Annotated in this window: 1 protein-coding gene; it reads right to left on the bottom strand. The window is 75.1% G+C overall.

What is annotated here, in order from left to right:
* On the bottom strand, positions 1-405 hold a 405-nt coding region (locus L687_RS29210), incomplete at both ends, for a molybdopterin-binding protein (protein ID WP_021199345.1).

Below are 405 nucleotides of genomic sequence, written 5' to 3'. Positions count from 1 at the left end.
GAATTCGACCTGTCCTCCGCCGTCGAAGGCCCCGCGCACCGGCTCGTAGGCGCCCGCGCTCACGCCGCCGGTGAACACGATCACATCGGCTCCGCGCGCGACGGCCTCGGCGGTCACGGCTCGGACGGCGTCGGCCTCGTCGGGAACCCGCGCGACCAGCACCACCTCGGCGTCGGCTGCGGCGACCAGCTGTTCGAGCAGGGGACCGTTCGAGTCGGGGATGCGTCCGCGGGCGGGGGCTTCGCCCGGCGCGAGCAGTTCGCTGCCCGTCGACACCACGGCCACGCGCGGAGCCCGCGTCACCGAGACCTCGACGATGCCGGCCGCGACTGCGGCGGCGAGCTGGAAGGGTCCGAGGCGCTCGCCGGCGTGAACGACTTCGTCGCCGGTGCGCAGGTCGGCTCC

It is taken from the genome of Microbacterium maritypicum MF109, assembly GCF_000455825.1.
GTDB classification, from domain to species: domain Bacteria; phylum Actinomycetota; class Actinomycetes; order Actinomycetales; family Microbacteriaceae; genus Microbacterium; species Microbacterium maritypicum_A.
The sequence above is the reverse complement of the archived record's forward strand: the minus strand, read 5'-3'. Positions and strand labels throughout refer to the sequence as shown.